We start from the raw sequence: 23,576 nt of genomic DNA, 5'->3' as shown, positions 1-23,576 counted from the left end.
TTAGCGCTCATCCGCTAACGGACCGTAAAGGATCAAAGCCGGTGCGGTGCCGACCTCGGTGGACAACTTCTCGGCAAGTGCGTGCAACGTCATCCGGTGCAGAGCTTGCTCCGGGGTGCTGACGGCCTCGGCCAAAATGGCGGGCGTGTCAGCGGGCAGGCCGCGTTCGATCAGGGCCGCGGCTAGTTTGGGAAACGTCCGTTTACCCATGAAAATCACGGTGCTGGCCGTGCGGTCGGCAAGGGCGTTCAGGTCAATATCATCGGGCAGTTCACCGGTCGCATCATGGCCGGTGACAAATTGCACCCGCCGCGCCGTCAGCCTTCGGGTCAGCGGAATGCCCGCCGCCGCCGCCGCCGCGATGGCGGAAGGCACGCCGGGAATGATCTCGTACGCGATCCCCGCCTCCCGCAACGCGACGAGTTCTTCTTCCAAGCGCCCAAACAGCCCGCTGTCGCCAGATTTCAGCCGTACAATGCGCTGGCCTGTCTTGGCGTAATCGACCAAAAGGCGGCTCACATGGCTCTGTCTGGGAGAGGGCCTTCCCGCGCGTTTGCCGACCCCGACAAGATCCGCCCCGCTGCGGGCATGGGACAGGATCGGACCGGAAGACAGATCATCAAAAAGCACCGCATCGGCGCGTTTGAGACGATCCACAGCCTTGAGAGTCAGCAATTCCGGATCACCGGGCCCGGAGCCCACGAAAGAGACAAAACCGCTCATGCCACGTCCTCTGCGATCATGTGGAAGAAGGTGCCAGTCACATTTCCCCTGACAGATCCGGTTTGCGCGCCGGGGTTTCCGTCGGCGTCAAAGACCTCGGCCAAAGGGCGATCGGGCTGTTGAAGAATGCTTGAATAATGAAACTCATGCCCACGTAACGCCGCTCCGACTGCAAATCCCGGCATGCTTTCTGTAAGAACTGCGCGACGGTAGCCCAGGTTGAATTTACGCTTCTCATAGGAGGTTTCCAGGCCCAAGAGCCCCGCCATCTCGTGCCGTGTGCCGTCCTTGTCAATCAGCCCCGCCCCAAGGGCCATGTAGCCCCCGCACTCGCCGTGAACCGGCTTGGTTTCCGCGTGCTGACGCAGGGCCGCGCGGAAAGTTGACGCCGCAGCCAAAGCCCCCGCATGCAACTCTGGGTAGCCGCCCGGCAACCAAACGAGGTCCGCCTCAGGGCACGGAACTTCGTCGGCCAAGGGAGAGAACGGCGTGATCTCGGCCCCAGCCTCACGCCAGCCTTTGAGCAGGTGAGGATAGGTGAAGGAAAACGCTGCGTCGCGGGCCAAAGCGATGCGCTGTGCGGGCGGTTTCGGCAACGCGCCACCGGGCAAAGCCGGCCCCGACACCGCCGCCGCGCGGATCGCCGCGAGGTCCACGTTGTCGCGCAAGAAAGCGGCGTAGCCGATGATCGCGGCTTCGAGATCCGGGTGCTCGACCGCTTGGATCAGGCCCAAGTGCCGTTCCGGCAGGGCCAAGTCCCCGCGTCTTGGCAGCACACCAAGCACGGTCAGGCCCGCGTGATCCATGCCGCGGCGGATTAACCTTTCGTGCCGAGGAGAGGCGACGCGATTCAAGATTACCCCCGCGATGGGCAGATCGGGATTGTAGGCCTGAAACCCCAGGGCCGTGGCCGCCGCAGACTGCGCCTGACCTCCGGCGTCGATGACCAGAACCACCGGCCAGCCCATGCGCTGCGCCGTTTCGGCCGAAGAGCCAAAGCCGCTTTGGCCCCGCGTCGCGACACCGTCGTAAAGGCCCATGGACCCTTCCGACACACAGATATCCGCCCCCGCGGCCTGCGCGGCGATCGCGTTGAGCAAGCCGCCATCCATCGCCCAGGTGTCGATGTTGAACGACGCCCGCCCAGAGGCCGCATGGTGGAAAGCGGGATCAATGTAATCGGGGCCGGATTTGAACGGCTGCACCGTGAGCCCATCATCGCGCAGCGCCCGCAAGAGACCAAGCATCACGGTGGTTTTGCCCGTCCCCGACGAGGGGGCAGAGACCAGAAGGCCGGGGGGAAGCATGTTCATCTCAGTCATCTCCATGCTGCCATTCAGACCAAGGGCTTTGCGCCGTTTGGGGCCGATAACGGCGATCATAATCTGCCGCGTAAAGGCGGCTTTCGGTGAAGTCTCGGGCGCCAATGGCGGGGCCCACAAGGATCAGCGCGGTTCGAGCGATGGTAGGGTCCATGGCCTCTTCCAGCGCACCAAGGCGGGCGCGGATGATCTTCTCATCCGGCCAGGAGGCTCGGTAAATCACCGCAACCGGACAATCCTCGCCGTAGTGCGGCACCAGATCAGAGACCACTTGTGTCAGATTGCCGATGGACAGGTGCAGGGCCAAAGTCGCGCCGGTTTTGCCAAAGTTCTCAAGGCTTTCACCATCGGGCATGGAGGACGCCCGGCCCGGTGTGCGGGTCAGAATCAGCGATTGCCCCACCCCCGGTAGCGTCAATTCCTGCCCAAGGCTCGCGGCGGCGGCTGCGAAAGAGGGCACGCCGGGGGTGACAGTGAAGGGGATGCGCAGGGCATCGAGGCGGCGGATCTGCTCGCCCATGGCGGACCAGACGGAAAGGTCGCCGGAATGCAGCCGCGCCACGTCCTTTTCCGCATCATGGGCGACGGCGATGGTGCCGATGATGTCATCCAACGACATCGGCGCGGTATTGATGATCTGCGCCCCTTCAGGGCAATGCTGCAAGATCGCCTCGGGCACCAGCGAGCCCGCGTAAAGACAGACGGGGCAAGCCGCGATCAGGTCGCGCCCGCGCAGCGTCAGAAGGTCCGGCGCGCCGGGGCCTGCGCCGATGAAGTGCACGGTCATGATGTCTCTCCTTCCGGAAATGTGGACGCGAGCGCACAGGTTGCCAATCGGTCCGCCGAGATCACGCGCGGGGCCAGCAAGCGGGCACCGGGACCCGCGGCGGCCAGCGCTGCGGCCTCGGCCACGGAGCCCACGCTGCGTTGTTTTTGTGAAGTCGTTGAAAGAGTTATAGTTGCCTGTTTGGTCAGATCATCAGGAAAAACCCCAACGAGGGACACCCCCGACTGCGCGGAGAAGGCGATCATCGCATCCGATCGTGCCTTGTCGGCAGTAGTGGCCAAGCGCCCCGCCCCGCCCCCTGCCCGGCCGTAAGCATCGGCCAGGCTATCGACTGTGGCAGAGGTGCGAAATCCGAAACCCGCGACGATCATAGAACCACGCTCCATTGCACCACGGGATAGGCTGATTGCCACGCCCGTTTACCGCCAAGGGGGGCTGCATGGGCGATTTCCACACGCATCAAATCGCCGCCATGGCGAGCTTGGGCGGCGGTCAGAAGGGCCTCGGCCTCCAGGGTCACGCCGTTGGCCACGATCCTTGTGCCGGAAGGCAGGGCCGTGACCTTTTCCAGGAGCGTCTCGGACAGGCCGCCGCCAATAAACACGGCGTCGGGCTGGGGCAAATTTGCAAGCTGCGCTACGGCCTCACCAAGATGAAGCTTGATCCGGTCCAAGCCAAAGGCCGCCGCATTGGCGCGGATCAACGCAGCGCGATCTTCGCGGATCTCGACCACGCTGGCGGTGCAGGTGCTGTGCGCCAAGGCCCATTCCACCGCGATGGTGCCGGAGCCGCCGCCGATGTCCCAAAGATGCTCGCCCGCGCGGGGGGCAAGGGCCGAAAGGGTCAACGCACGCATCGGGCGTTTGGTCATCACGCCATCTGTCTCAAACAGCTCATCCGGGCGGCCAGAGACCAAGGGGATTGCCGCGCCCTTTCCGGCCACTTTCAGGGCGACACAAAGGGGGGCATCGAAGGAGCCCGTCTTCGCCGCTTCAACATCGAGCACGCGCAGTTTTTCGCGCGGCCCGCCAAGCGCCTCTGCCACGGTTAGGGAGGTGTCCGCGAAGTCCTGCGTTTCTAGGTAGGTGGCCAATTCCGCCACCGCCGCCCCGTCGCGCAGCAGCACGATCGCCCGAAGCCCGGGGGCCAGATAGGGCCGCAACCGTGCCAGAGGCGCCGCATGGAGCCCGATGCACAGGGTATCTTCCACCGGCCAGCCCATCCGCGCCGCCGCAAGGGTAAAGACCGATGGCGCGGGAAGCGCCTGCCACTCGGATCGGTCAAACGCCTTGGAGATCGCCCGCCCGGCCCCGTACCAAAACGGATCGCCCGACACGAGCACCACGACCCGCTGCCCTTTCAGGCCTTTCAACACCGCAATCCCGTCGGCAAAGGGTACGGGCCATTCGATGCGCCGTGCGCCGCCTTCGGGCAACAGGCTCAAGTGCCGTTTCGGCCCCATGATGATTTCGGCCCGCGCCAAGGCCACGGCGCTTGCGGGGGACAACCCGTCCGGTCCATCCTCGGTCAGTCCGACAATCGTGATCCACGGAGCTTCAGCCATGACACCCAACCTTTTGATCCTTGGCGGCACGATGGAGGCCACGGCGCTGGCCCGCGCGGTGGCCGAGGCCGGGATTGCGGGCGTCGTGTCCTTTGCGGGGCGGGTTGAGCGGCCCGTGCGACAGCCTCTGCCGCAGCGTGTCGGTGGCTTCGGCGGCGCGGGCGGCTTGGCGGAATACCTGCGGGCCGAGAAGATCACCCATGTGGTCGATGCCACCCATCCCTTTGCCGCGCAGATGAGCGCCAACGCGATCTCTGCTTGCTCCATGGCTGAGGTTCCGCTGATCGCGCTGACCCGTGCCCCTTGGGAGGCGCAGCCGGGCGACAACTGGACCCATGTGCCCGATATTTCCGGAGCGGTCGCAGCCTTGAACCGGCCTGCCTTGCGCGTCATGCTGGCCGTGGGGCGGATGCATTTGGCCGACTTCGCGCCCAACCCGCAGCATTTTTATCTGTTGCGTCTGGTGGACCCGCCCAAGGCCGCGCTGCCCCTGCCGCGCACGCAAGTTCTTGTATCGCGTGGGCCGTTTACCTTGGCCGATGACCAAGCCCTGATGGAGGCCCATGACATCGACCTCGTGGTGTCCAAAAATGCTGGAGGCACAGGCGCTTATGCCAAGATCGAGGCTGCCCGCACCCTTGGCTTGCCGGTCATCATGATCGACCGCCCCGCGATCCCGAACCGCCCGGAGGCCCACGAGGTCGCGCAAGTTTTGGCGTGGCTGGATCATTCCGCATCCTTCGCCACGGAACGCGGCGTGTAAACAATCGGTGCGCCATCGCGCGGGATCAAGCGCGTCAGGGACGAGCCGACCAACACAACCGTCCTCATGTCCGCCATGTCGGGCGTCGCATCCGCCAAGGTGGTGACGTTGATCGCCTGATCCGGTGTGGAAACGGCACGGGCAAAGATAATCACCCGTTCCGGCTCGCAGCATTCGCGCAGGATATCGAGGGTTTTAACAAACCCCTCGGGCCGCGATTTGGAGCGGGGGTTGTAAAACGCCATGGCGAAGTCGGCCTGTGCGGCAAGGCGCAAACGGCTTTCGATCAGGGACCAGGGCTTGAGGTTGTCGGACAGGTTGATGCAGCAGAAATCATGGCCCAAGGGTGCGCCAGCGGCAGCAGAGGCGGCCAGCATGGCGGTGATGCCGGGCAGGACGCGGATTTCAAGCGCGCGCCATGCCTGTGGCCCCGCCTCAACCGCCTCAAACACTGCCGAGGCCATGGCGAAAACGCCGGGATCGCCAGAGCTCACAACCACAACCCGGCGGCCCGCCTGTGCCATGTCCAGCGCATGGGCGGCGCGGTCCAGCTCCACGCGATTATCGCTTTCGTGAAGGGTCAGCCCCGGGCGCGGCGCGATGCGACGCACGTAAGGAATGTAGCCTACGATATCGGTGGCCGCGTCAATCGCGGCTTGTGCGTCGGGGGTTATCAACCCCTCTGCCCCCGGCCCGAGACCGGCGATCACGACCCAACCGTTTGCTGCCTCATCGCTCATGGTCGCCGCCCCTGCCCATGGACCACGATGATCGAGAAATAGGGCAATGTTTTCTCGGTGTATTCCCCCAACGGCCGTACCGTTTGCCCCTCCATGCTGGCGTATTCCACCAGTACCGCGCGGTCATATTTGCCCGCCGCGTGCAAGGCGCGGCGCACCTTGGGCAGGTTACGGCCAATCTTCATCACCACCAAGGCGTCGGCCCGCGTCATTGCATCGGTCAAGGTTGCCTCGTCCAGGGTTCCCATGACCGTGGACAGGATATCATCGCCCCAGGTAATCGGCGCGCCCGAGGCTGTCCACGCCGCCGACATGCCGGTGATCGCAGGTATGACGCGCACGTCACGGGCGGCGCTCAGGCGCGTATAGAGATGCATGAAAGAGCCGTAGAAGAACGGGTCACCTTCGCACAAAACCACAACGTCTTCGCCCGTCGCAGAAAGCGTCCGCAGACGGTCGGCGCAGGTCTCGTAGAAGCCTGACAAAACTTCATTGTAACGCGGATCGCTGAGGGGAATTTCCGTGGTGACGGGATATTCCATCGGGAACTCAACAACATCCTCGCGCAGCATCCCTTCGACAATGGAGCGGGCTCGGCCACCACGGCCCAACTTGCGGAAGAACGCCACATGCTTGGCGCCGCGTACAAGACGGTCCGCCCGGACGCTCATCAGGTCCGGGTCTCCGGGGCCGAGGCCCACGCCGTGGATTGTACCTGTCCCTTGCCCGCTCATTCCGCGCGGCTCGCGATGGCGTTGATTGCCGCGACCGTGATGGCGGAACCGCCGAGGCGCCCCTTCACGATCAGGGACGGCACCGGGGCGGCTTCCCAGAGGGCGTCTTTGCTTTCGCGCGCCCCGACGAACCCCACAGGGCAGCCGATGATGGCGGCCGGACGGGGACAGCTTGGATCTTCCAGCATTTCCAGCAAATGGAACAGAGCGGTCGGCGCGTTCCCGATAGCCACGACAGCGCCTTCCAGACGGTCGCGCCATAGCTCCAATGCCGCGGCCGACCGGGTTGTGCCCAACTCTGCCGCCAGCGCGGGCACGCGGGCGTCGCGGAGCGTGCAGATCACGTCGTTGTCCGCGGGCAAACGTTTGCGGGTGACGCCTTCGCTCACCATATAGGCGTCGCAGAAAATCGGGGCGCCCGAGTCGAGGGCGGCGCGAGCCGATGTCACCATGCCGGGGGCGATGTGGACGTCATCCTCCAACCCGACAAGCCCCGCCGCGTGGATCATGCGGACGACGACTTGCTCATCCTCGGGGGTGAAGCGTGCCAGATTAGCCTCGGCCCGGATCGTGGCGAAGCTCTCCAGATATATCGCGGCACCGTTTTTCTCGTATTCATAGGGCATGGTCAGGCTTGGATATCCTTGAAACTAAGGGTTGCGGGCAAGCCGCGTTTGGTGGGCGCATCCCACGGTGCGCCGTTGGTGACAAGATCGAACCCGCCGTTGGCAGCGACCAAGGTGCGATCCGCCCTGCGGGGAAAGGCGCAGCCCTTGGCGCAGCCAGAGACATGGAGGCTTTCACCAAGGGGCAGGTCTTGCGCCAAGCGTCGCGCGAGGGCGCGAGTGGGGCCCAGTGCCTGCGCACAGCCCGGCGCGCCCGTGCAGGCGTGCACCTTCAACAAGATATCATCGGGGGCGCAGAACCCTTCGGCGATTTGCGGCGAAGAGCCCATGGCGAGGAGCCGTCGGCCTGGCAAAATCCGCAAAGCTTTCAGCGCTGTGTCTTCGGTTAGCCGCCGCAAGGCAGCGGTCTCTACCTGCCCGAAGGGCACGCCAAGGATGGTGCCGTAGGTACTGCTGCACGGGCTTTCATCATGCCGCCGCGCCGCCGTTAACCAAACATCCGGCAAGGAGGTGGTCTTCAGGTGCTTTGCCATACGACCCGATGCGCGGCCGCCACTCTCGACAAACCATGCGACCAGATCCTTGAGGGCCGCCATCGCAGTGGCCTCTGTCACGGGCAGACCGTACGCCGCGCCATCTGCGACAAGGATCAGCGGGTCAACGGCGCCGCGCTCCAGCCGAATATCACCGGGCGCATCGCTGATCCAAGGCGCATCACTTGTGTCGATCACATAGCCAAACTTCGAAGGCAAATCAGGGAGTTCCGGCAACAACTTCAACCAGTCCGACGCCAGCCGATGGGTCAAATCCCCCGCCGACCATTCCGGCGTCATCACAAGGTTTCGCCGCCCCTCCTGTGCCGGGTCGTCGTCCAGCAGGTCTGCCGACAAAAGCGCCTCGATGACCGCGTCATGATCTGCTTCGGTCACCCCGCGAATTTGCAGGTTTGCCCGGCTGGTGAGGTCAATCATGCCCGTGCCAAATTTCTCTGCCACCAAGGCCAATGCCTTGACCTGATCCACGCTGACCTCGCCCAACCATGGGCGTATCCGCACAACCAACCCGTCGCCCGACGCCATGGGGCGATAGGCACCGGGGCACCAGCCTTTGACAGCTGGACCTCTCATGACGACACTTCCAGTTCCGCGAGGATCGAGTTGCGACGCGACTGCCAGAGGTGCGCGGCATGGAGCGCGGCGAAGCGGTCCTGCATCGCGGCCAAAGCGCCTGGATTGGCGTCTTGCAGGAACGACGTGACCTCTGCGTTCCCAAGGGTAGCGTCGTAATAAGCGTCAAACAAATGCGACGGCACGACGGGGGCCAGTTGCGCAAAGGCGGCCATATTCTCTAGGGTTGCGGCGATCTCTGCCGCGCCGCGAAAGCCGTGGCGGCGCATCCCGGCGATCCAATCGGGGTTGGCGGCGCGGGCAAGGACGACGCGGGCAATCTCCTCGGTCAGGCCACGGGCACGGGGGCGATTTGGGTCTGTGACATCAAGGTGATAGGCCTTGGCGCTGCCACCCGTCAGGGATTGGGCTGCCAGAAACCCTGCCTCGTGGGTGGCGTAGTCTTCGGCCAGCAAGATATCTGTCTCGGGGAGGTCTTGCAGGTGTACGAAAGCGTCGGCCTGGGCCACGCGGGTGCGCAACGCGTTTTGGTCTTTGCGGATGCTGTCACCGTCCAATGCATAGGCAGAGGCGGCAATCCATGCCTCGCCTGCCGCGGCCTTTGCGGCCTCGGAGTAATCGCCAATCTGCGGCCCGATCCCGACGCCAAAACTGCCCGGCGCGGGGCCGAAAACGCGAGCCGTATCACCGCCCACATAGGGGTTCCAATCCGGTGCTTCGTCCCGTGCCGCAAGGCTGCGGACCGCTTGGTTGAACAGGGCCGACAGGGTCGGGAACACGTCCCGGAACAGGCCCGAGACGCGCAGGGTCACGTCGATGCGGGGCCGGTCGAGTTCGGCGATCGGTAGGACTTCGATCCCGGAGACACGCTCGGACCCTTCATCCCAGAGCGGACGCACGCCCAGAAGAGCCAAGGCCATGGCGAATTCTTCACCGGCGGTGCGCATGGTGGCGGAGCCCCAGAGGTCCACGATCAGCCCTTTGGGCCAATCGCCCTCGTCTTGCAGGTGACGGCGCATCAGTTCATCGGCCAGCACGCACCCCTGTGCGTACGCCGCGCGCGACGGCACCGAGCGGGGATCGGTGGTGAACAGGTTTCGCCCCGTGGGCAGTACGTCCGAGCGCCCCCGATAGGGGGAACCAGACGGCCCCGCGGCAATGCGCTTGCCGTCCAGCGCTGCGAGGAGGGCCGAGCGTTCCGCGAGGGCCGAGGAGGTGCTGTCGAAGGTCGATTGCCCCAATTCCGGCTGGCCCCACACATGCAGCCCGTCGCCAAACTGGCTTTCCTTCACGTCGCACACGAAGCCATCAATCCGGGTAATTGCCTCGGCCGAGCACGACGCGGCATCAAGGCCCAAATCCCCTTCCACACCAAGGGCTTGCGCCTCGACCCTAATGTCGCTTTGCAGCCTGTCGCGGCGTTTGGGATCAAGCCCATCGGCGTTGGAAAACTCATCCAGCAGGGCTTCCAGACGCACCAACCGTGTAGGCGTACGGGACGCTTTCATCGGCGGCGGGATGTGGCCCAAGGTAACCGCCCCGATCCGGCGCTTGGCTTGCGCTGCCTCACCGGGGTCGTTGACGATAAACGGATAGATCACCGGCAAGACGCCGGTCAGCGCATCGGGCCAGCAAGCGTCGGACAGGGCCACGGATTTGCCCGGAAGCCATTCCAACGTGCCGTGGGCACCGATGTGAACAAGCGCGTCTGCGTGGGTCTGCATCCAAAGGTAGAACGCCACATAGCCGTGGCGGGGGACGCGCGACAGGTCGTGGTATTCCTCATCCCGAAGCGCGGGCGTGCCGCGTTCCGGTTGCAGGGCAACAAGGGCGTTCCCGCGCGACAATATGGGCAAAAGCAGCCCCTCTTCGGACGCTGCCGCGTCCTCCTCGCAGGTGCCCCACGCGGCGTGGAGCGCATCTTGAAGGGATTGTGGCAGACGTGAAAGCGCGGCCTTGTAGTCGGCGAAAGGCCAGGTGAGCGCCGCGCCTTGCAGGTCATCGCCCGTGACCGCGCCGCGGGCGCGATAGCCTGCTTCGTTAAGATCGTTAAGGATTGCATTGGCAGAGGCAATCGCATCCAGGCCCACGGCATGGGCCGCGTTCCAATCACGGCCCGGATAGGTGGACAGCACCAGGGCCGGCACCCGATCCGAGGGCGGCTTCGCGGCCAGCTTGTGCCAAGCGGCGACCCGCGCGGCCAGCTGAGTCACCCGTTCCCAATGGGGGGTGTGAGCTTGGCGGGCGAATTGCAGATCGACATCACGCGCGTCGGGTTCTTTGAACGAGGCAACGCCCGCAAGGATGCGCCCGTCCACCTCGGGCAATACCACATGCATGGCGAGATCAGCCGGTGACAGGCCGCGCTCAGCTTCTTCCCATGCGGCTTGGGTGGAGGTGGCCATGGCGATCTGGAACACCGGCACCCCGGCCCCGTCCAGCGGGGACATGCCCCCTGCCCCCTTGCCGGAAAACGACGTAGCGTTGACGATGGCCACAGGTGCCAGGTGGGCCACTTGGCGGGCCATCCACTCTGCCGCGCCGGGGGCTTTGAGGGACGGCGCAAACAGGCCCATCACCGCGAAACCCTGATCGCGCAACGCAGCGAAAATGGACCGGATCGGCGCAAGGTCTGCCGCCACGAGGTACGATCGGTAGAACGTCACAAGGATCAGGGGCTTGTCGCCCTCCCCCGCCAGGACCGGACAGCAGACACCGTCTTCCGGGGTCCATCCGCCGACGCTTGGCAGGCCCTTCGCCCCGGCGACCGGGCCCGCGTAAAGGCCTGAAGCCAGTGCCATTTGCGCCAGTGCCGCGTGGGCCGCGACCTCTCCTCCCGCGTCGCAAAGATGCTGTAAACGGCGCAGGGTCGACACCGGTAGGGTCGAGATTTCGTCAAGCCGCGTATCATCGCGCCCATCGGCCGGAAGCACCGCCAACGCGATACCCTTCTCCCGGCACAGGGCCGCAATCTGTTGCAACCCGTAGGGCCAATAAGGCACTCCGCCGATCAGGCGGATCAAGATGCCTTTCGCGCCCACAAGCGTTTGTTCCACGTACGTATCAACGGACAACGGGTGCTTTAGCGCCACGATATTGGCCAGCCGCAGGGACGGCAAAGCGCCATTGGCCCGATGCCAGCCCGCCGCGAAAGCCCCAAGGTCAGAATCCGAGAGCGACAGCACCACCAAATCCGCTGGCGTTTGCGCCAGATCGGTTGGGGTCTCGGTCTCTTCTAACCCGTGGCTTTCGCGGAAGACGACGTGCATGACACGCTACTCAGCGGCGACGGCCGGGGCCAACACGGCGCGGATGGCGTCAGGGGAGACGTCATCGTGCTCGGCAATCACCACAAGGCGACCAGCGCGCGGCTCATCCGCGCCCCAAGGACGGTCGTACTGATGCCGCACCCGCGCGCCCACGGCTTGGACGAGCAGACGCATCGGCTTGCCCGCGACGCTGGCATAGCCTTTGACCCGCAGGATGTTCTGGGCGTTTGCCAATTCCTCAATCTGGGCGACCAGTTCCAAAGGGTCAGAAACCTCGGGGATGTCGATCACGACGCTTTCGAAGTCGTCATGCTCGTGGTCGTCGTGGCCGTCGTGGTGCGACGGACGTGCGTCCATATCGTCTTCGGCGGCGGCCTCGAGCCCAAGGATGATACGCGGATCAATGGCGCCTTCGGCAACCTCGACCACCGGCAAAACGCGCGGGGCTTCGGCGGCGATGATCGCCTTGGCCTTGGCAACACCTTCCGGGCCCGCAAGATCGGGTTTGGTGAGCAAGATGATATCGGCGCAAGAGATCTGATCCTCGAACACCTCGGACAGGGGTGTTTCGTGGTCGATGCTGTCGTCGGCCAAACGCTGCGCGTCCACTTTCGCCACATCAGGGGCGAAGCGACCCGCCGCGACAGCCTCGGCATCGGCCAGAGCAATCACGCCGTCTACGGTAATCTTGGAGCGGATATCGGGCCAGTCAAACGCCTTGAGCAGCGGCTTGGGCAGGGCCAGGCCAGAGGTCTCGATCAGGATATGTTCCGGGCGCGGGTCCAGCGCCATCAGCGCCTCGATCGTCGGAATGAAGTCATCGGCGACGGTGCAGCAGATGCAGCCATTGGCGAGCTCCATGATGTTTTCCGCGGGACAATCGGGAATGGCGCAGCCTTTCAGGATTTCGCCGTCCACGCCCACATCGCCAAATTCGTTCACCACCACGGCCAAGCGTTTGCCGCCGGGGTTCTGGATCAGGTGCGAGATCAGCGTGGTCTTACCAGAGCCGAGAAAACCCGTGACTACAGTGACGGGAAGTTTTGCCAGATCAGCCATTGCTCAGGCCTCCTTATTCGTAACGGGCGGAATGCGCGCGATGCAGTTGCGTTTGAAATGCTCGGGGCGCGCGCGCCACGGGATCAAACCGTCGTCGGTTTCGTGATAAAGGGCGATCCCTTCGGCCAGCATGTCGGGATGCGACGCCTCAAGGAAATTTCCGTAAACATAGGTCCATCGGGCGTCACCGCCCCGGATCGCCACGGAACAGCCGCTATCGCAGTTTTGCAGGCACTCCATCGGGCGAATGGTGACGCCTTCGGGCATCTCGCGTTGGATCAGTGCGTCATAGAGCGCCTGTCCGGGGCGAATGCCCTCTGCCGGTGCGTCGGTGCCGCGCAAGCATTTCACACAAACCAGCACTTCGGTCGCCGCTTTTTGGGGTTGGTCGTTCGTCATCGGTCCTCCTCCGGGGCACCCCGCCCGGGATTAACGTTTCAATAGCCGACGGCAGGTCTCCTGGCTCGCGGGTCAACACGCGCCTCGCGCCTTCCCGAATTCGCTGTGAATTCAGTGGCATACGCGGGGGCGCTTACCGCTTACAGTTGCGGGGGCAGCCGCGGTATCGCACCGCGTTCCCTCTTAGGCCATTGGCTTTCGCCGCAGGCACCATCGACGAGAACCCTGTTCATGGGCTGAAGCCCTTGTCAATCGGAGCGTTAGCCGCCAAGCCTTCCCAAAGCCGAATGCCGCAAGGAGAACGCCGATGACCGACGACAACGCCCGCCACACCGAGAAGATGCGCAAGATCAAAGCCGCGCGAGACAAGATGATGGAAACCAAGACCGAGGAGAAAGGTCTGATCATCGTCCACACCGGCCCGGGCAAGGGGAAGTCCTCTAGCGGGTTCGGCATGGTGATGCGGTCGATCCAACACGGGCTCGGCTGCGCTGTGGTGCAATTCATCAAAGGGGATCGCGACACCGGAGAGAAGTCGTTCCTGCGCGAACGCTTTGCCGATGAGTGCCGTTTTTTCGTGTCGGGCGAAGGCTTTACCTGGGAAACGCAGGATAAGGAACGTGACATTGCGGCGGCGCAGAACGGTTGGAAAATCGCGCAAGAGCAAATCCTCGATCCGGAGATTGGTTTCGTTCTGCTCGATGAAATCAACATCGCCCTGCGCTATGATTATCTGGATATCGACGAGGTGGTGGATTTTCTGCTGCACCAAAAGCCCCGGATGACCCATGTGTGCCTGACAGGCCGCAATGCCAAGCCGGAACTGATCGAGGCCGCCGATCTGGTGACCGAAATGACGCTGGTAAAGCACCCGTTCCGCGATGGGGTCATGGCGCAGAAAGGCGTGGAGTTCTGAATGGAAAGGGGCGCGCGCATCATTGATGCCATGCCCGGCTCCACTCCGGGCAGCCGGTTCAGGAACCTGTTCAGCTACGTGATCGCGAGGGCGAAGCCGCCAAAGATCACCACAGAGGCGATGGTCATGAAACGGTTGTATGTGCGTTCTGACATGGAATCCGACTGTGTTGCAGTTTCCGCTAACTCATATTGTCTATCAGGACGTTGAAGAAAATTAAACAAATGCAGAACATTTGCGGAATGCGTCCAACATGAGCCGTGCGGTGATGATCCAGGGGACGGGGTCCAATGTGGGTAAGTCGATGCTCGTGGCGGGCCTTTGCCGGATTGCACGGGCGCGCGGCCTCAGCGTGGCGCCGTTCAAGCCGCAGAACATGTCCAATAACGCAGCCGTCACGGCGGATGGCGGAGAGATCGGGCGCGCGCAGGCGTTGCAGGCTTTGGCCTGCGGGCTGGCGCCGCATACGGATATGAACCCGGTCTTGCTCAAGCCCGAATCCGAGACAGGAAGCCAGGTGGTCGTGCAGGGCAAGCGCCTGACAACCGCGCGGGCTCGGGAATATGCCAAGCTGAAGCCGCAGTTGCTGGAATCCGTGCTGGAAAGCTTCAACCGCCTGAAATCGCAACATGATCTGGTGATCGTAGAGGGCGCGGGATCTCCGGCGGAGGTGAACTTGCGCGCCGGAGACATCGCCAACATGGGCTTCGCGCGGGCCACGCAGACGCCCGTGGTGCTCTGCGGAGACATCGACCGAGGCGGCGTTATTGCGCAGATCGTGGGCACGCAGGCGGTGATATCGCCCGAGGATGCCGCCCTGGTGCGTGGCTTCATGGTCAACAAGTTTCGCGGCGATCCGCGCCTGTTTGACGACGGCTACAGGCTGATAGAACAGCACACCGGATGGCGCGGTTTTGGGGTGATCCCGTGGTTTTCCGATGCGGCCAACCTTCCCGCCGAAGACGCGCTGGACATCACCACACGCACCAAAGCGGAGGGGTTGCATATCGTCTGCCTGCGCCTGTCACGCATTGCGAACTTCGACGATATGGACCCGCTGGCCCTAGAACCCGGCGTGCGCCTGACGATGCTTTCGGCGGGAGAGGCCATTCCCGGCGACGCCGATGTGGTGATCATCCCCGGCAGCAAATCCACCCGGGGCGATCTGGCCTATCTGCGGGCGCAGGGATGGGATGTGGACCTTGCCGCGCATCTGCGCCGAGGCGGGCACGTCTTGGGCATTTGCGGCGGATATCAGATGCTTGGCACATCCATCGCGGACCCCGACGGGATCGAGGGGCCAGCAGGCACTGACCCCGGCCTTGGGCTGTTGGATGTGGAAACCGTGATGACGGGCGACAAACGGCTGACGCAGGTGGCGGCGGTTCACGCGCCATCGGAGACACTCTTCAATGGCTATGAAATCCACATCGGGCGCACCCAGGGCGCCGATTGCGCCCGCCCCTTTGCCCAAGTGAACGGCAACCCCGAGGGCGCGATCAGCCTCAACGGGCGGGTCAGCGGTAGCTATCTGCATGGCATGTTCCGCGATGACCGGTTCCGGGGCGCGTGGCTGGCGCAATTCGGCACGGCCGCCACGGTTAGCTATGACGCCACGGTCGAGACAACTCTGGACGCCTTGGCCGCGCATCTGGAGGGCGTGATGAATGTCGACGCCCTCCTGAATGTCTCTTTATAGGTCCAGGAATTCTGCAATCGCGGCGTTGAACGCCTCGGGGGCATTGATGTTGGCCACATGGGCCGCATCAGGGATCGAGTGGTAAACACCGCCCGGCGTTGCATCGGCCATTTCCTGCATCACCGCAGGGGCCGCGCCCATGTCTTTATCGCCGCCCACATAAAGGATCGGGGCCTTCGCTTGCGGAAGGTGCCGCAAGCAATCCAGGCCCTTCAAGGCATGACAACACGCGATATATCCCTGCGGATCATTGGCCAGCACCATGGCGCGGATTTCAGCCAGACGCGCGGGGTTGGCGTTGCGCCAATCCTCGGTGAACCAAGAGGCCAAGGTGCCCTCCACAATCGCCTCCAGGCCCCCTTCCTCTACGGCAGCGATGCGGCCATCCCACATGGCTTGGAATGGCGGCGGCGCGTCGGCGCGGCCATCGGCGCAGACAACGCGGGTGATCCTGTCGGCGTGATCCACCGCCAATCCCATGCCCGTCATGCCGCCCATGGAAAGCCCCATGAAGGCGGCGGTCTCGATCTCCAGCGCATCCATCAGGGCGATAACGTCGCTGTTGAGGTCCGCGAATGTTGTTGCCCCCACGGTGTCACTGCCCCCATGGCCGCGCGTGTCGTAGCGTAGGACGTGATATTTCGTGGTCAAAACCTCAATCTGTTCGTCCCACATGGTCAGGTCCGCCCCGAGGGAGTTGGAAAGGATAATCCATTCCTCCCCCCGCCCATCCATGCGCGTGTTGAGCGCGTGGGTGCCCAGATCAATCCGGTTGCTGCGATCCGCCATCATACGCCCCTTACTGTGGCTTTTGCCTCTGCCGCATCGACGGCCGGTTTCACCCGCTCAGCCAGAAGCACCATATTGCGACGCGACAGTTCTACGTCGGCCCAATCCTTGCCCGCCACCAAAAGCGTGCCGAATTGGCCGGTCTCCTCTCGGAACGATAGCAATTCATCAGCCACTTTGTCGGGCGTGCCCCAGATAATCAACCGTTCGCAAACGTGGTCCAACGTCACCTCGTCATCGGGCTGATCGCGGTGTTCCTTGAACAGATTAATGCGCCCGTGTTTTTTCAGTTTGGTGAACAACTGGCTGTAATAGAAGCGATAGGGGCTGTTGGGATCGGTTGCATAGGCCCGCGCCGTGTCCATATCGTCGGCCACGAAGACCGACTTTGCCACCCGCCAGTTCGCCATGTCCGCGGTGCGGCCTACGCGTTCGCAGCCCTCTTTATATTTCGGCCAATGGGACGCGACCCATTGGGGCATCAGGAAGTTAGCCGAGATCGGGTCCCACCCCCGCGCGGCGGCCTCTGTCACGCCCTTGGAGAAGGGGGCAACGGCGGTCACGACGATGGGCGGATGCGGGTCGTTTTGCAAAGGCTTGGGCATGATGCCCTGGCCAATTTCAGTCATCGCGGTCCGCTCCGTCGAGACGTTCCAATACTTGCCTTCGATGTTATAGGGCGCGTCGCTTTCCCAGATCTTCAGAACCGTGTTGATACACTCCAGGAACATCTCTTGCCGGTCCGCGTCGAGGTTGCCGAAGGCCTCTGCGTCCGAGGCCAGACCACCGGGAGAGATACCAAAGTTGAACCGTCCATCCAGCATGTGGTCAAGCATCGCCACTTGCGCCGCAACATTGGCGGGGTGGCTGTTGGGCAGGTTCACCGTACCGGTCCCAAGGCGCATGTTCTTCACGGCGGAAGCCAGCGAGGCGATGAACATCGTGCAGCTCACGATCTGCTCGGCCTTGTCGGTGACATGCTCTCCCACATAGGCCTCGGTGAAGCCCAACTCGTCGGCCAGCAAAAACGCCTCCCGATCTTCGGCCAGGCATTTGCGCCAGTCCTTGTCGATGGGGTGAATTGGCATCGTGAAGAACCCAAGGTCCATGGTGCAGTCTCCGCTTCCAGTTACAGGTTCAGGATATGTGCCGCAGCGCCTGTAGGGAAAATCAAAAGGAATCGCCGCTTCCATTAGAAAAGTTGATAGCCCGACTTCGGGCACCCAATTTGCAAAAGCCCCGCGGTGTTGGCGGGGCTTTTAAGCAGGGATCAAACGCCCAGGGCGGCTATCGTCCGAACATGACTTCCGGCAGCCAGGTGGCAAGGCTGGGGATGAACAACACAATCAACGCCGCCAACAGGATCAGGATGAAATAGGGCGTAGAGCCCAGAAAGATCTCTCCCAACGTGACGGAGGGGTCCGGCACTGCGCCTTTGACCGTGTAGACAAGCAATCCGAACGGGGGCGTCAGAAGGCCCGCCTCGATCACCAGGATGCCGAAGATCGCGAAGGCCACCGGGTCAATCCCCAGCACCACCGCAATGGGAGAGAAGATCGGCACCGTCAAAAGGATGATCGACACGGAATCGACCAGCATGCCAAGCACGATCCAGATCAGCATCATCAATCCGATGATCATCCACGGCTCGGCCCCAAGGTTGAAGAACAACCCCTGAATGAACGGCACCGCGCCGCCAATCGCCAGAAGCCGCGAATACATCTGGGCGGTGATCAGCAGGAACATGATCGGCGCCGTCGTGCGGCCCGCCTGATAGATTGCCTCCAGGATTTCCTTGCCGCGCATGCCTTTGATCAGGCCAATGATGAACGCGCCAATCGCGCCAAATCCTGCCGCTTCGGTCGGGGTGAAGAACCCCTTCCAGATGCCGCCGATCACCAACATGATAAGCCCCAGAATGCCCAAGCCGCCGATCAACTCGGACCGCACCTCTTGCTTGGTCAGCGGCACCAGTTCCGCTTGGAACGACGGGGCGATCTCCGGCTTGTGGGCGACCGAGATGATGACGAAAGCAGCAAACATCAGGGCCAGCATGATACCGGGGATGACGCCGGCGATGAACAAGGCCCCGACGCTCAATTCCGTCAGGATCGCCCAGACGATCAACAAGACCGACGGCGGGATCAACATCCCCAGACAGGCCGAACCGGCCACGGCCCCCAACGCGAAGGTGCGTTTGTAGCCTGCCTTTTTCATCTCGGGATAAGCGATGCGCGAAAAGGCGGCAGCGGCGGCAATGGACACGCCCGTTACAGCCGCAAAAACCGTGTTCCCGGCAATGGTCGCAATGGCCAGACGTCCCGGCAGACGCTTGAGGCTACGGTCGCAGATGCGGTACAAATCCCCCGCCGCCCCGGACCTAGATATGAAATCTCCCATCAAGACAAACAGCGGGATCACCACGAAAACGTCCTTTCGGATCGCCTCGTAGGCCGTGTTGCCAAGGATCGAGATTGCGGCCTCGAAGCTGCCCAGCATCAGATAGACACCAAGGCCCGAACAGACGGCCAAGGCCACGCCAATATGCGTGCCCAGCAAGATCAACAGGATCAAGAGACCCAGCATCCACAGGACGATATCACCTCCCATTACGGCTCTCCCCTCAATCCACGTGTGCCGGAGCCATCGCTCCCGGCGCTTCAATTTCGTTTTCCAGCTTGCCCATCCAGTCGAGCACGATCATTTGCAGATACGCCAAGGCGACGAAGCCCGACATCACCAGAACGACGCCCCGCACGGGCCATGTGGGCACGCGCAGCGACCCTTCGCCCTCGTACTCGCCGATCCGGTAGGCGTCGAAGAACGAGTCGCTCGTGCTCCAGACAAGGGCCACAAAAACCGTGATCCCCAGAAGCGCCGATATCGTGCGCAGGATACGACGCAGGCCCACTGGCACCGCATCGGCAAACACCGAGGTCCGCAACATGGAGCCGGAATAGATCGCAAGGGGCAGCTGCAAAAAGGCGATGGAGACCACCGAGTTTTGCAAAATCTCTTTCGTTCCAGGCACCGGCGTGCCCAGGAACTTACGACCCATGACGTCGCAAAAGATAAGCAACGCCAGCGCCATAGTCCAAAAAGCCGACACCAAGTGTATGCCCCGTGATAGTTTGATCGGCACGCCCATTAGACCCTCCCCGTCCGTTGCCTGCGACAATTTTGGAAACGCTACTGGATCAGCGCCGTGGGTCAAGCTGTTATTTAGCGGTCGATAAATAGTGAGCCAGAAAGCTTGACCGATGCGCCGTTTTGTGAGGAAGTACGCTAGATTAGCGACCGATAAATAAGGGAAGCATCCGAACGGACGGACCAAAACAACAGCGGGTCGCTGACGAACTATCGCCATCAATGGGAGGAGAAAACAATGGCAACACTGGCTTTTTTACGAGGGACGACCCTTGCGGCGGCCGCACTGACATTAGGCTCGGGCGCGGCGCTGGCGGATGATTTCACCCTGCGCATCGGCGCCGGGCACCCCAACGGGCCGACGGTCTATGTCTCTGACGTAGCGGACTTTTTTGTCCCCGAGGTCGTGCGGCGTGTGGAAGAAGAAACCGATCACACCATCACATTCGTTGAAGGCTACGGCGGCTCCATCGCGGGCGTGGCGGAGACATTGGAGTCTGTTGAAAACGGCATCCTCGACATCGGCGCCTATTGCATGTGCTTCGAGCCCGCCAAGCTGTTCTTGCACAACTTCCCCTACTACGCGCCCTTCGGCCCGCAGGATTCTGAACAGCAGATGGCAGCCGCTCGTGCCGTCTACGATCAGGTGCCTTGGCTAGAGGAACAGTTCACCGCGGAATACGGCCAAGTGCTTTTGGGCCTGCACGGGTGGGACAACTACCACCTTGGCACCACCGACCCTTGGGAGACGGTCGAAGATCTGCAAGGCGTGAAGATCGGCGGTGCGGGTCCCAACCTGCCATGGTTGGAATTTGCCGGCGCGCAACCGGTGCAATCGACGCTGCCTGACGGCTATCTGTCGCTGCAAACGGGCGTCTATAATGGCTGGCTGATGTTCCCCTCTGCCTACCTTGGCTTCCGCTTCTACGAACCCGCGCCCCATTATACCTTGATCGGGTTTGGCGCGATGGGCGTAAACGCCTTGACCATGAACGAACGCAGTCTCTCGCGGTTGCCGGAAGACGTGCAGGCGATCATCCTTGAAGTCGGAGCGGCCTACGAGGCACAGGCGGGTACATCGCTGAACGCGCGTCAGGTTTCGGGTCTTGAAGGGCTGGCCGAAGCCGGGGCCATGATCTCGGAAATCGAACCAGAGGTGCGCAGCGGATGGGCCGAATCCCTCGCCTCATTCCCCGGCCAGCAAGCAGCCGAGGCCGATAGCCGCGGAATGCCGGGGACCGAGGTGATGCAAGCCTACCTCAGCGCGGTGGATGAAACCGGCTACGAATGGCCGTACACCTACACCGTCGAGTAAGCACGACGTTGATCGGGGCGGCCTTTACGGGCCGCCCTTTTCCATCCCCCTCCCCCCAACATTCTGCACCGGAGTGCGCGTTATGGCCCTGTCCGATCGCATCCCCTATCAAGCTATTGTTGATCGCCCGAAACTGCGCCTTCCAGACGGTAAACGCGTCGCCGTTTGGGTGATCGTCAATGTCGAGGAATGGCGCATCGAAAACCCGATGCCCCGCACGGTGTTGCCGCCCCCAATGGGCCAGCCCCTGCTACCCGATGTCCCGAATTGGAGCTGGCACGAATACGGCATGAGATCCGGCTTTTGGCGGCAATATCAGGCGCTTGTAGACCGCGGCATTCCCGCATCCCTGGCGATCAACGGCAACGTCTGCGCCAGCTATCCCCGTGTTGCGGGTGCCGCACTTGAGGCCGGATGGGAGTTCATGGGCCACGGCCATCTGCAAGGCCCCATGCACCGGCTGGACGATCAAGAGGGCGCGATTGCCAAGGCCTTGGATCAAATCGAATCCTTCTGCGGCACCCGCCCTCGCGCCTGGGAAAGCCCCGGGCTGACCGAAACCGAAGAGACGCTGGATCTACTGCGCAAACATGGGGTGGAATATGTGGCCGATTGGGTGATTGATGACCTGCCCCAAGACGTCGCCACCCCGTTTGGCCGCGTCACCACCCTGCCCTATTCGGTCGAGACCAACGACATCGCCGTCTACGCCCTGCAAGGCCACCGCTCGGACGAGTTCCTGACCCGGGGCCGCGACCAGTTTGACCGCCTCTATGCCGAGGGCGCGACCAGTCCGCGCGTCATGGCGATCTCGGTGCATCCCTACATCACCGGCGTGCCCCACAGGATCAAATATCTGGAGGAACTGCTGGATTACGTCGGCGGCCATGAGGGCACGCAATGGATGACCGCCAGCCAGCTTGGCGATTGGTATCGGACTGAATTGACACGGGTAACAGGAGATTAGGAATGGAGATCAAGGACATCAGCGTAGAGGAAATGCAGGCGCGCGTGGCCCGCTATCGGGACCTCAAGGCCTCACCCCAGGCGTTCGTAGACACCCGGATTCCGGAGTATGAGCGCGATATCTACAACGTGATCGGGCGCGGCGTGACCGAGGATGCGGGGCTTGCCCCCTCCATCGTGGATTCGCGCTACTTCGGGATCACCTATGTGGGAGCAGAGCCCGGCAAAGGCGCGGCCCTTCATGCCCATGAAACGATCGAGGTCTTCATCCCCCTTACCGGCCGTTGGGCTGCGGTTTGGGGCGAGGATGGCGACAAGGAAATCGAGATTGAGCCCTTCGACGTCATCTCCTTCCCGCCCGGCATCTATCGCGGGTTCCGCAATATCGGGGACGCTCCAGCGATGTTGATGGCAATCATCGGCTCGAAAGAGACCACCGGCGACGGCGGTCGCGTCGAATGGGCCCCCAGCGTGCTGGAGGCAAGCCATGCCACGGGTCTGCGGGTGAATGAAACTGGCGATCTAGAGGCCAAGTAGTCGTCAGCCGTCCGGGTTCTCGCGATTGCGCTGGAACCCGGTCATTTCCGGGAAGGGCGGCAGCCACGCTTCGCGCCGCTCAACCCAGACTTCATAAGTGGGGCGAAAACGATCCGGCTGGTCGAACGCGCCAAGGTGAACCTCTGTCTCGTCCCCCGATTGCGCAAAAACAGATGACCCGCAGGTTAGGCAAAAGCACCGCCCCTGATACGCGCCGAAGTCCCCTTTGATCTGCACGGCATCCTTTGGCCATATCGCCGCCCCGTAGAACAACGCCCCATGGTGCTTGCGGCAGTCCAAGCAATGGCACAGCCCGACCCGCACCGGTGCCCCTGTCGCCGCGACCCGTAGCTTCCCGCACAGACACCCCGCTTCATGCTGTTGCACTCTCGGCTCCTCCTCTGCCCCCATGGCTGAACGCAAAACGCCGGGCATCCCTGCCCGGCGCTGCCATTGCTCTATGGTAGACGGCTTAAGCCACGCCTTCCAGCTTCCGGTTTGCTTGCACCGCGGGGCGCTGCTTCATCCGCTCGTAATGGGCACGCACGTTCGGCGGCAGATCCCAACCGGCCACATCTACGGCCCAGTATTCGTTATAATAGAGCGCGGTATCGGCGATGGAGTAATCGCCCATCAGCCACTCCTTGCCCTCCAACTGCTCATCCACCACGTCGAACGCGGCCATCATGGCCTCTTTCCCGCGCACCTTCAGCTGTTCCACCGCCTCGGGGATGTCCGAGTACGCATCGGGGCGTCGGAACATGCGCCACGACAGCATGTGGACGGTGCCAATAATGAAATCCATCGCCTCTAGCGTGCGGATCATGCCTTCGGTGTCCGTGGGCATCAGGTTTTTCTCGGGATGCTCCAGCGCCAGATACATGGCGATTGCCGCGTATTCCGTAACCACACTTCCGTCATCGCGCACCAATGCGGCAACCTTTCCCTTGGGGTTAAGCGCCAGATACTCCGGCGTCTTCTGCTCTTTCTTCGAGAAGTCCACGATCTTCAGATCATAAGGAATGCCGATTTCTTCTAACAGAACATGAATGCCGATCGAGCAGGTTTTCTTGGCGTAACAAAGCGTTGTCATG

24 protein-coding genes and 1 riboswitch are annotated in these 23,576 nt (G+C 62.7%); of the genes, 6 read left to right on the top strand and 18 right to left on the bottom strand.

Annotated features, from left to right (window positions below):
- From cobA to cbiE, 5 genes are read right to left on the bottom strand one after another with little or no spacing between them, the layout of a single operon-like run.
- The gene (gene cobA, locus AADW23_RS10235) at window positions 1-723 is read right to left on the bottom strand and encodes a uroporphyrinogen-III C-methyltransferase (protein ID WP_341860839.1); all 723 of its coding nucleotides are present in this window, start codon (window positions 721-723) and stop codon (window positions 1-3) included.
- The gene (locus tag AADW23_RS10230) at window positions 720-2,045 is read right to left on the bottom strand and encodes a cobyrinate a,c-diamide synthase (protein WP_341864320.1); all 1,326 of its coding nucleotides are present in this window, start codon (window positions 2,043-2,045) and stop codon (window positions 720-722) included. The genes cobA and AADW23_RS10230 overlap by 4 nt, the downstream gene beginning before the upstream one ends.
- On the bottom strand, window positions 2,038-2,832 hold the full coding sequence (gene cobM / locus AADW23_RS10225; RefSeq protein ID WP_341860838.1) for a precorrin-4 C(11)-methyltransferase: 795 nt from the start codon (window positions 2,830-2,832) through the stop codon (window positions 2,038-2,040). The genes AADW23_RS10230 and cobM overlap by 8 nt, the downstream gene beginning before the upstream one ends.
- Entirely contained in the window at window positions 2,829-3,203 is a 375-nt protein-coding gene (locus AADW23_RS10220) for a cobalamin biosynthesis protein (protein ID WP_341860837.1), read from the bottom strand. Before AADW23_RS10220 ends, cobM begins: the two co-directional genes overlap by 4 nt.
- On the bottom strand, window positions 3,200-4,396 hold the full coding sequence (gene cbiE, locus AADW23_RS10215; RefSeq protein WP_341860836.1) for a precorrin-6y C5,15-methyltransferase (decarboxylating) subunit CbiE: 1,197 nt from the start codon (window positions 4,394-4,396) through the stop codon (window positions 3,200-3,202). Before cbiE ends, AADW23_RS10220 begins: the two co-directional genes overlap by 4 nt.
- Between cbiE and AADW23_RS10210 the strand changes: the two genes are divergently transcribed.
- Complete coding sequence (locus AADW23_RS10210) at window positions 4,395-5,159, top strand: cobalt-precorrin-6A reductase (RefSeq protein WP_341860835.1); 765 nt, start codon at window positions 4,395-4,397, stop codon at window positions 5,157-5,159. The genes cbiE and AADW23_RS10210 overlap by 2 nt on opposite strands.
- Here AADW23_RS10210 and cobJ read toward each other — a convergent pair.
- The 7 genes from cobJ to AADW23_RS10175 are packed head-to-tail and all read right to left on the bottom strand — an operon-like array spanning window position 5,123 to window position 13,113.
- On the bottom strand, window positions 5,123-5,899 hold the full coding sequence (gene cobJ, locus AADW23_RS10205) for a precorrin-3B C(17)-methyltransferase (RefSeq protein WP_341860834.1): 777 nt from the start codon (window positions 5,897-5,899) through the stop codon (window positions 5,123-5,125). The two genes, AADW23_RS10210 and cobJ, sit on opposite strands and share 37 nt — an antisense overlap.
- Window positions 5,896-6,633: a precorrin-2 C(20)-methyltransferase gene (locus AADW23_RS10200; protein WP_341860833.1), complete on the bottom strand. Its 738-nt coding sequence runs from the start codon at window positions 6,631-6,633 to the stop codon at window positions 5,896-5,898. The genes cobJ and AADW23_RS10200 overlap by 4 nt, the downstream gene beginning before the upstream one ends.
- Window positions 6,630-7,259: a precorrin-8X methylmutase gene (locus AADW23_RS10195; RefSeq protein ID WP_341860832.1), complete on the bottom strand. Its 630-nt coding sequence runs from the start codon at window positions 7,257-7,259 to the stop codon at window positions 6,630-6,632. The genes AADW23_RS10200 and AADW23_RS10195 overlap by 4 nt, the downstream gene beginning before the upstream one ends.
- A gap of 2 nt (window positions 7,260-7,261) precedes the next feature.
- On the bottom strand, window positions 7,262-8,386 hold the full coding sequence (locus tag AADW23_RS10190) for a precorrin-3B synthase (RefSeq protein WP_341860831.1): 1,125 nt from the start codon (window positions 8,384-8,386) through the stop codon (window positions 7,262-7,264).
- On the bottom strand, window positions 8,383-11,655 hold the full coding sequence (cobN, locus tag AADW23_RS10185; RefSeq protein WP_341860830.1) for a cobaltochelatase subunit CobN: 3,273 nt from the start codon (window positions 11,653-11,655) through the stop codon (window positions 8,383-8,385). The genes AADW23_RS10190 and cobN overlap by 4 nt, the downstream gene beginning before the upstream one ends.
- Before the next feature lie 6 nt (window positions 11,656-11,661).
- Window positions 11,662-12,714: a cobalamin biosynthesis protein CobW gene (cobW, locus tag AADW23_RS10180; protein ID WP_341860829.1), complete on the bottom strand. Its 1,053-nt coding sequence runs from the start codon at window positions 12,712-12,714 to the stop codon at window positions 11,662-11,664.
- Window positions 12,715-12,717: 3 nt separating this feature from the next.
- On the bottom strand, window positions 12,718-13,113 hold the full coding sequence (locus tag AADW23_RS10175) for a DUF1636 domain-containing protein (RefSeq protein ID WP_341860828.1): 396 nt from the start codon (window positions 13,111-13,113) through the stop codon (window positions 12,718-12,720).
- A 32-nt stretch (window positions 13,114-13,145) separates the two neighbouring features.
- Window positions 13,146-13,343, bottom strand: a riboswitch (cobalamin riboswitch).
- Between the two features lie 77 nt (window positions 13,344-13,420).
- Here AADW23_RS10175 and cobO point away from each other — a divergent pair.
- Complete coding sequence (gene cobO, locus AADW23_RS10170) at window positions 13,421-14,029, top strand: cob(I)yrinic acid a,c-diamide adenosyltransferase (protein ID WP_341860827.1); 609 nt, start codon at window positions 13,421-13,423, stop codon at window positions 14,027-14,029.
- Window positions 14,030-14,282: 253 nt separating this feature from the next.
- The gene (locus tag AADW23_RS10165; RefSeq protein WP_341860826.1) at window positions 14,283-15,728 is read left to right on the top strand and encodes a cobyric acid synthase; all 1,446 of its coding nucleotides are present in this window, start codon (window positions 14,283-14,285) and stop codon (window positions 15,726-15,728) included.
- On the opposite strand, the gene pcaD is transcribed toward AADW23_RS10165, so the two are convergent.
- From pcaD to AADW23_RS10145, 4 genes are all read right to left on the bottom strand, one after another.
- The gene (pcaD, locus tag AADW23_RS10160) at window positions 15,723-16,517 is read right to left on the bottom strand and encodes a 3-oxoadipate enol-lactonase (protein ID WP_341860825.1); all 795 of its coding nucleotides are present in this window, start codon (window positions 16,515-16,517) and stop codon (window positions 15,723-15,725) included. The genes AADW23_RS10165 and pcaD overlap by 6 nt on opposite strands.
- Window positions 16,517-17,626: an LLM class flavin-dependent oxidoreductase gene (locus tag AADW23_RS10155; RefSeq protein ID WP_341860824.1), complete on the bottom strand. Its 1,110-nt coding sequence runs from the start codon at window positions 17,624-17,626 to the stop codon at window positions 16,517-16,519. The genes pcaD and AADW23_RS10155 overlap by 1 nt, the downstream gene beginning before the upstream one ends.
- Window positions 17,627-17,804: 178 nt before the next feature.
- The gene (locus tag AADW23_RS10150) at window positions 17,805-19,127 is read right to left on the bottom strand and encodes a TRAP transporter large permease (RefSeq protein WP_341860823.1); all 1,323 of its coding nucleotides are present in this window, start codon (window positions 19,125-19,127) and stop codon (window positions 17,805-17,807) included.
- A 13-nt stretch (window positions 19,128-19,140) separates the two neighbouring features.
- Window positions 19,141-19,608, bottom strand: coding sequence for a TRAP transporter small permease (locus AADW23_RS10145; protein ID WP_341864319.1), 468 nt, complete (start codon window positions 19,606-19,608; stop codon window positions 19,141-19,143).
- Between the two features lie 294 nt (window positions 19,609-19,902).
- Here AADW23_RS10145 and AADW23_RS10140 point away from each other — a divergent pair, with 294 nt between their 5' ends.
- From AADW23_RS10140 to AADW23_RS10130, 3 genes are all read left to right on the top strand, one after another.
- Window positions 19,903-20,979, top strand: coding sequence for a C4-dicarboxylate TRAP transporter substrate-binding protein (locus tag AADW23_RS10140; protein ID WP_341860822.1), 1,077 nt, complete (start codon window positions 19,903-19,905; stop codon window positions 20,977-20,979).
- A gap of 82 nt (window positions 20,980-21,061) precedes the next feature.
- Window positions 21,062-21,946 (top strand): polysaccharide deacetylase family protein, encoded by an 885-nt coding sequence (locus AADW23_RS10135; protein WP_341860821.1) that lies wholly within the window; start codon window positions 21,062-21,064, stop codon window positions 21,944-21,946.
- Window positions 21,947-21,948: 2 nt separating this feature from the next.
- Entirely contained in the window at window positions 21,949-22,482 is a 534-nt protein-coding gene (locus AADW23_RS10130) for a cupin domain-containing protein (protein WP_341860820.1), read from the top strand.
- A 3-nt stretch (window positions 22,483-22,485) separates the two neighbouring features.
- Here AADW23_RS10130 and AADW23_RS10125 read toward each other — a convergent pair whose 3' ends face one another.
- On the bottom strand, window positions 22,486-22,893 hold the full coding sequence (locus AADW23_RS10125) for a GFA family protein (RefSeq protein WP_341864318.1): 408 nt from the start codon (window positions 22,891-22,893) through the stop codon (window positions 22,486-22,488).
- A 61-nt stretch (window positions 22,894-22,954) separates the two neighbouring features.
- Window positions 22,955-23,575 (bottom strand): glutathione S-transferase family protein, encoded by a 621-nt coding sequence (locus tag AADW23_RS10120; RefSeq protein ID WP_341860819.1) that lies wholly within the window; start codon window positions 23,573-23,575, stop codon window positions 22,955-22,957.
- Window position 23,576 lies beyond the last annotated feature (1 nt).

Source organism: Gymnodinialimonas sp. 57CJ19, from assembly GCF_038396845.1.
Classification (GTDB): domain Bacteria; phylum Pseudomonadota; class Alphaproteobacteria; order Rhodobacterales; family Rhodobacteraceae; genus Gymnodinialimonas.
The sequence above is the reverse complement of the archived record's forward strand: the minus strand, read 5'-3'. Positions and strand labels throughout refer to the sequence as shown.